The 7358-nt window shown below is 67.8% G+C and carries 4 protein-coding genes and 1 riboswitch; all 4 genes read left to right on the top strand.

Features of this window, described 5'->3' with window-relative positions; genetic code table 11:
- Nucleotides 1-199 precede the first annotated feature (199 nt).
- A riboswitch (cobalamin riboswitch) is annotated at nt 200-420 on the top strand.
- A 101-nt stretch (nt 421-521) separates the two neighbouring features.
- The 4 genes from metE to ACZ7KI_RS43190 all read left to right on the top strand — a co-directional run bounded on the left by metE (nt 522) and on the right by ACZ7KI_RS43190 (nt 6919).
- On the top strand, nt 522-2795 hold the full coding sequence (gene metE / locus ACZ7KI_RS43205; protein ID WP_470278796.1) for a 5-methyltetrahydropteroyltriglutamate--homocysteine S-methyltransferase: 2274 nt from the start codon (nt 522-524) through the stop codon (nt 2793-2795).
- Between the two features lie 137 nt (nt 2796-2932).
- Complete coding sequence (locus ACZ7KI_RS43200) at nt 2933-4378, top strand: cytochrome P450 (protein ID WP_470278795.1); 1446 nt, start codon at nt 2933-2935, stop codon at nt 4376-4378.
- 208 nt (nt 4379-4586) lie between these two features.
- Nucleotides 4587-6437 (top strand): putative bifunctional diguanylate cyclase/phosphodiesterase, encoded by a 1851-nt coding sequence (locus tag ACZ7KI_RS43195; RefSeq protein WP_470278794.1) that lies wholly within the window; start codon nt 4587-4589, stop codon nt 6435-6437.
- Nucleotides 6438-6454: 17 nt separating this feature from the next.
- Nucleotides 6455-6919: a peroxiredoxin gene (locus ACZ7KI_RS43190; RefSeq protein WP_470278793.1), complete on the top strand. Its 465-nt coding sequence runs from the start codon at nt 6455-6457 to the stop codon at nt 6917-6919.
- Nucleotides 6920-7358: the final 439 nt, after the last annotated feature.

Here is a 7358-nt window from a genome sequence, read left to right as displayed (position 1 = left end):
GGTGGATCCAGGCTCAACGTCCCAATTCCTTCATAGACGTCGGCCTGCGCCATGACCAAGAGGTCACCGACCTGCACGATCCCGACTTTGCCGGGCCCCTGACCTTGAAAGTAGGGAAGGAGGCCTTTACGGACACGCCACGTTCGCCACCGCGACGGAGGTTCATCACATGTCCAGCGGAGGGGTAGCGGGCCTGAGTACGCTCCAGAGTGCTACTGGTTCGCCCGGCCTCCCAGGCCGGTCGAGGTAACAGGGAACCCGGTGTGAATCCGGGACTGCCCCGCAGCGGTATGTGGGAACGAAAGCCGTCACCGTGCGAGACACGGTAAAGCACTGGGCATGGCGCCCGGGAAGCGACGGCCGGTAGGAGCGAGTGAGTCGCCCACGAGTCCGAAGACCTGCCCGTGGTACGCGCGCCGACGGCGTGCGTGAGTCCGGGCCTCGTGGGATGGGCACGACCGAACAGCGGTCACTCCTGCGCGCGCTCCGGGCTCTGACGACAAGCTCGCGAGGAGAGAGCTGTGACCGAAATCGGCACCACTGTGCTGGGCTATCCCCGGATCGGACCGGACCGGGAACTCAAACGGGCGCTCGAACGCTACTGGGCCGGAAAGAGCGACGAGGCCGTGCTCCTGGAGACCGGCCGTGCGCTGCGCACCCGGACCTGGCGGGAGCTGAAGGACGCCGGATTGGATTCCGTCCCCTCCAACACGTTCTCCCACTACGATCAGGTGCTCGACACCGCCGAACTGTTCGGCGCGCTGCCGGAGCGCTTCACGAAGCTCGGCCTTTCGCCGCTCGATACCTACTTCGCCGCCGCGCGCGGCGTACAGGACGCGCCGGCGATGGAGATGACGAAGTGGTTCGACACCAACTATCACTACATCGTCCCCGAACTCGGGCCTGACACGACGTTCGTCCTGAGCGGTACCAAGCCGCTCGACGAGTACCGCGAGTCCCGCGCGATCGGCGTCGAGACGCGGCCGGTGCTGGTGGGTCCGGTGACGTTCCTGTTGCTCGCCAAGCCCGCCGAGAGTGCTCCGGAAGGCTTCCGGCCATTGGAGCTGCTCGACACTCTCCTCGACGCCTACGTCGAACTGCTGCGACGTCTGCATGACGAAGGCGTCGAATGGATCCAGTTCGACGAACCCGCGTTCGCGGCAGACCGCTCCGAGCAGGAACTCAACGCGCTCATCCGTGCCTACCATCGGCTCGCGAAGGTGACCGCACGGCCGAAGATCCTGGTCGCCGGGTACTTCGGCGGACTCGGCCGAGGGCTGGGCGTGCTCGCCCGTTCCCCGATCGACGCGGTCGCCGTCGATCTCGTCAGCGACGAGTCCTTTGTGGACGCCGTCGCGGCCGAGCCCGCCTTGCGCGACAAGGAGGTCCTCGCCGGTGTCGTGGACGGGCGCAACGTCTGGCGCACCGACCCCACCCGCGCGCTCAGCCGGGCGGCGAGGCTGCTCGGGACCGCGAGGACGGTCAGCGTCTCGACGTCGTGCTCCCTGCTTCATGTGCCCTACGACGTCGAGCGCGAGACCGGGCTCCACCCACGTCTGAAGGGCTGGCTCGCCTTCGCCAAACAGAAGGTCGACGAGGTCGTCCTGCTCGGCCGGGCGCTCAAGGAGGAGGGCGTCGACCTCTCGGCGGCCCGTGCCGCGGCGGCCGACCGCGCGTCCGCGACCGAACTGGTCGACGCCGGGGTCCGCGCCCGGCTGGAATCGCTGCGCCCGGAGCACACCGTCCGCTCCCCCTACGCGCGACGCGCGGCGGCACAACAGGAAGCGCTGAACCTCCCGGCGTTGCCGAGCACCACGATCGGCTCGTTCCCGCAGACCACCGAGGTCCGCAAGGCACGCGCCGCGCACAAGGCGGGTTCGCTGGACGACGCGGGCTACGAAGCCGCGATGAAGGCGGAGATCGAACGCGTCGTCCGGCTGCAGGAGGACCTCGGCCTGGACGTCCTGGTGCACGGCGAGCCCGAGCGCAACGACATGGTCCAGTACTTCGCCGAGCGGCTGGCCGGGTTCGCCGCCACCGAGTTCGGCTGGGTGCAGTCCTATGGCTCGCGCTGTGTCCGGCCGCCGATCCTGTACGGCGACGCCTCGCGGCCCGAGCCGATGACCGTCGCGTGGGCCCGCTACGCGCAAAGCCTGACCGCCAAGCCGGTCAAGGGGATGCTGACCGGGCCGGTGACGATCCTGGCGTGGTCGTTCGTCCGCGACGACCAGCCGCTCGGCGAGACCGCGCGCCAGGTCGCGCTGGCGATCCGCGACGAGGTCCACGACCTGCAGGCGGCGGGCATCCGTGTCATCCAGGTGGACGAGCCCGCCCTGCGGGAACTGCTCCCGTTGCGCGCCGCGACGCACGAGGCGTACTTCGCGTGGGCGGTCTCGTCGTTCCGGCTCGCGACGTCCGGGATCGACGACGCGACGCAGATCCACACGCATATGTGCTATTCGGAGTTCGGCGACGTGGTGAAGGCGATCGACGCGCTCGATGCCGACGTCACCAGCATCGAGGCCGCCCGGTCGAAGATGGAGGTCGTCACCGATCTCGGCGCGGCGGGCTTCGGCCGCGGCGTCGGGCCGGGCGTGTACGACATCCACTCGCCGCGCGTCCCCGGCGTCGACGAGGTCAGCGGGCTGCTGCGGACCGCCGTCGGCGCCGTGCCCGCCGAGCGGATCTGGGTCAACCCGGACTGCGGCCTGAAGACCCGCGGTTACGCCGAGGTCGAGCCCGCCCTCCGGAACCTGGTCGCGGCCGCGCGCGCGGTCCGGTCCGACCTCGCCTGACCGTTCCGTGAAGGCCTCCTTGCCTACTCTGAAGGTAGGGAAGGAGGCCTTCACGGACTTCCGTCAGGGTATTGTCAGGACGTCAATAAGGGTGCGATGGTGGAGCGGTAACCGGTCTCGACGGGGAGATGGTCACCATGGCGAACACGGTCGAAAAGGTCACCGGAGCGCTGCGCGAGCGGGTCCCGCCGCTCACCTCGATCCCGCTGCCGCGTTCGGTCGACCAGCGCTGGCTCGGCGCGACCTGGCCGGTCCGCGAACTCGCTCCCGCCCCGCCGGGCCTCAAGCCCGTCCTCGGCGACGAAGGCCCGCCCGTCATCGGTCACGCGCTGGACTTCATGCGCTTCGGCATCGAGTTCGGCCTCAAGCGCTACGAGACCTACGGCCCGGTGTCGTGGATGGGGGCGTTCGGCCGCCGCATCGTCGTCCTCTCCGGCCCCGAAGCCACTCAGATCGCGTTGGTGAACAAGGACAAGGCCTTCTCCCAGGAGGGCTGGAAGTTCTTCATCGAGCAGTTCTTCGACCGTGGCCTGATGCTGCTCGACTTCGGCGAACACCATCTGCACCGCCGGATCATGCAGGCGGCGTTCACCCGGCAACGGCTCACCGGCTACGTCGACCAGATGGGACCGGCGCTACGCGAAGGCGTCGCGGCATGGGCGGACCGGCCCAATCCGCGGATTTACTGGTTCCTCAAGCAACTCACGCTCGACGTCGCGACGCGGGTGTTCATGGGTATGCGCTCCGGCGACGACGCGGCCGCGATCAACCGCGCGTTCGTGAACTCCGTGCGCGCCGGCACGGCCCTCGTGCGTTTCCCCGTTCCCGGCGGCCGCTGGGCGGCGGGTTTGCACGGCCGCAAGGTACTCGAACGCTACTTTTCGGCGAACCTGCCCGCGAAACGGCGAAGCGACGGCGACGACCTCTTCACCGCGTTGTGTCACGCCACCACCGAAGACGGTGATCGCTTCACCGACGCCGACGTCGTCAACCACATGATCTTCCTGATGATGGCGGCGCACGACACCTCGACCATCACCAGCACCGCCGCCGTCTACCACCTCGCCAAAAACCCCGAGTGGCAGGAACGCGCGCGCCAGGAATCCCTCGCGCTCGGCGACGACGTGCCGGACATCGAGGCGCTGGAGAGCCTGACGACCCTGGACCTGATCATCAAGGAATCGCTGCGACTGGTCGCCCCAGTACCTTCGCTGACCAGGAAAACCTTGAAGGACACCGAGGTTCTCGGGCATTTCATTCCAGAAGGGACACTGGTCGGGGTTTCCCCCACCGTCAACCATTTCGCGCCGGAGCACTGGACCGACCCGATGCGCTTCGACCCTGACCGCTTCAGCGAGGAACGTCGCGAAGACAAGTCGCACCGCTACGCGTGGATGCCCTTCGGCGGCGGCGCGCACAAGTGCATCGGGCTGCATTTCGGGACGTTCGAAGTCAAGGCGCTGCTGCACGAGATGCTGCGCGCGTATCGATGGTCGGTCCCCGAGGACTACACCACTCGCTGGGACTACGTCTCGCTGCCCGTTCCCGCGGACGGTCTGCCGATCCAGTTGACGGCACGCTGAATTTCGATCAACAGACCCCCACGATCGAGTACTCTTGGTAACTTCCGGTCACCACTCGTGTAGTAGTCATCACCCTTTCAGCCGGTAGACACCCCGTATCGCGCATGATGCCGTGGCACTATTCCCGGTCGGCTCATACCTAGTGTGGGTCCCTGAGCCCGGACACCCTGTCTGAGCTGGCCATAAACCGCGCATGAAGAGGTGAAGTGTGCCTGAGCCTGGTGCCGCGCCAGGGTTGGTGGACGTCGCTCGGAGATGGGCCGCGACGCTCGCTGACACTAAAGGAGTATCGCTTCCCCAGGAGCAACTCGAACAGCTCTTGCTCGGCGTCGCGCAGGACGCCGTCCGGACCGAGCCCGACCACAAGCCCGCCGTGCAGCGCTTCTCCAAGCTCTATTCCGCCTCGCCCATCGGGATCGCGCTCGCCGACTCCGACGGCGACATCGTCGAGGCGAACGACGCGCTCGGCAAACTCCTCGGCTGCCGTCCCTCGGCACTGCGCGGGCGGAACATCGCCGATCTCGGCTCGGCCGACCACGACATCGCCCGGCTGCGGAACGGGCTCTCGCAGCTGATGAACCACAACAGGCCGACCAAGCAGGAACGCCTGTTGCTGGATCACAGCGAGGAAGGTCCGCTCTGGGTCGACGTGACCCTGACCGACCTTCCCGGTGACCGGCCCGGCTCGGCCTATCCCGTGCTGATGGTCTCCGACGCCAACGAGATCCACCTGCTGCAGGAACGACTGCTTCACCAGAACGTGCACGACCCGCTGACCGGCCTGCCGAACGCCACCGCGTTCGACAACGCTCTCGAAACCGCGCTGGCCGGTTCCGGCGGCGAACAGATCGCGCTCGTCTACCTCGACGTCGACGGCTTCAAGGTGATCAACGACGGGCTCGGCGCCGGTGTCGGCGACCAGGTGCTGCGCGGGGTCGCGACCAAGCTCAAGTCCGTGTTCGCCGGCAGGCACAACGGTTCCGTCGCCCGGCTGTCCGGTGACGGATTCGCCATCCTGCTGCGTGGCGAGTTCACCTCGCCCCAGGTGATCGCGCTGGTCGAGCAGGCGCTGGAGGAACTGGCCGAGCCGATCTACCTCGGCGGGCACGGCATCGGGGTCAGCGCGAGCGCCGGCATCGTCGTCCGCCCGATCGCCGATGGCGGCCCGGAGGATCTGCTCCGTGCCGCGGAGATCGCCCTGCACCGCGCCAAGGAAGCGGGCAAGGCACAGTGGATGCTGTTCGACCCGGAACTCGACGCCCGCGACCGCGGCCGCTACCAACTCGGCGCGGTCATCGCGGGCGCGCTGGAGAACGGCGAGTTCTCCCTGATCTACCAGCCGACGGTGAAGCTCGCGAATCCGGATCAGCTGGCCGCGGTCAACGCCGGGCTGCGCTGGAACCATCCGGAGAAGGGCGAGCTGGACTCCGACGAGTTCTATCCGCTGGCGCAGATCACCGGGATGACCATCCCGCTCGGCCGATGGCTGCTCGCCGAATCGCTCGCCGCCACCGCGCGCTGGCGGAGCCGGTTCGGCGAGGCCGCCCCGGACGTCTGCGTACGGCTGCCGAACCGGCTGGCCATCGACCCCGATCTGGTGCTGCTGGTCAAGGAACAGCTCGACCGCCACAGCCTCCCCGCGCAGGCACTGCGGCTCTGCACGGACCGCGAATCCGTCCTCGACCCGCGCTGCGGCGAGGTGCTGGACTCCTTCGCCGTCCTGGCCGATCTGGGCGCCCAGCTGGTGCTGACCATCTCCGGTTCGGCGGATCTGGAGCTGATCCCGCAGCACCGGCTGCCGGTCCGCCACGTGATCCTCTCCGGCGCCGTGGTCGACGCGCTGGCCGACCGCGAGGACGAGGCCGACGTGCGGCATCTGTGCCAACTCGTCGCCCGTGCCAAGGAACTGAAGCTGCGCATCGGCGCGGAAGGCGTCCGCAGCCACGAACAGGCCGAGCGGCTGCGACGGTACGGCGTGCTCGCGGCGCGCGGTCCGTTCGTCGCCGACTCCGCCACCGGGGACGAGGTCGACGAGCTGATCGAACGCCACGCCCACTGAGGTGACAGGATCTGCCCATGGACCAAGGTGACATCGCCCCGGACTTCACCCTTCCCGACGACAAGGGCGAGGAGCGCACGCTGTCGGACTTCCTCTCGTCCGGCCCGGTCGTGCTGTTCTTCTACCCCGCCGCGATGACCAGCGGCTGCACCGCGGAAAGCTGCCACTTCCGCGACCTCGCCGCGGAATTCGCCGAGGTGGGCGCGCACCGCGTCGGCATCAGCCCGGACGCCGTCGCCAAACAGCAGGAGTTCTCGGCCAAGCACGGCTTCGACTATCCACTGCTGTCCGATGTGGACGGTGAGGTGGCCAGGCAGTTCGGCGTCTGGCGCAAATTCAGCCCGCTGCACGCCAAACGGCACACCTTCGTCATCGACACCGACCGCAAGGTGCTCGAGGTGATCAAGAGCGAGCTGAAGTTCACCGTGCACGCCGACAAGGCACTCGCGGCCCTGCGCGAGCGTAAAGCCAGTAAGGGCTGAAGCGTGGCGGTTCCGTGAATGCCAGCGGGATTCCCACATGAGCAGCGGGCGCAGCCTTCGAGGGCCACGACAACTTTGCCGCTCCCCTTGATAAGGGCGCGGACCAACGTCCGCGTTTAGTCCTCTAAATGCGGGGAGCCACGGAGCCGGGTTCCGCCCGCGTAGGCCGTGAAGGCCTCCTTCCCCACTCTCAAGGTCAGGGTCCCGGCAAAGTCGCGATCTTGCAGGTCAGGCGACTATTCCTGCACTGTCACGGGTCGCGCGCACCGGTGGCGGTGGCGAAGCTTGATTCCGGACGCCAGTGGGGCTTCAGTGTCCACACGGGACACCGCCAGCCGATCGAGTGTCCGATTGATGCCGCTAAATACGTTTCCGCGCGGGGTCGTGAGTGTTAATGAGGGTTATTGAGGGGTAAGGCAAAGGTGGCGTGGTGGGTGGT

The sequence above is a fragment of the Amycolatopsis sp. NPDC039088 genome (assembly GCF_055598845.1).
Note: the sequence above shows the minus strand (reverse complement) of the source record. Positions and strands in the feature narration are given on the sequence as shown.

Coding starts and splice junctions, on each gene's coding strand:
- ACZ7KI_RS43200 (WP_470278795.1), top strand. CDS start 2,933: ATGGCGAACACGGTCGAAAAGGTCACCGGAGCGCTGCGCGAGCGGGTC.
- ACZ7KI_RS43190 (WP_470278793.1), top strand. CDS start 6,455: ATGGACCAAGGTGACATCGCCCCGGACTTCACCCTTCCCGACGACAAG.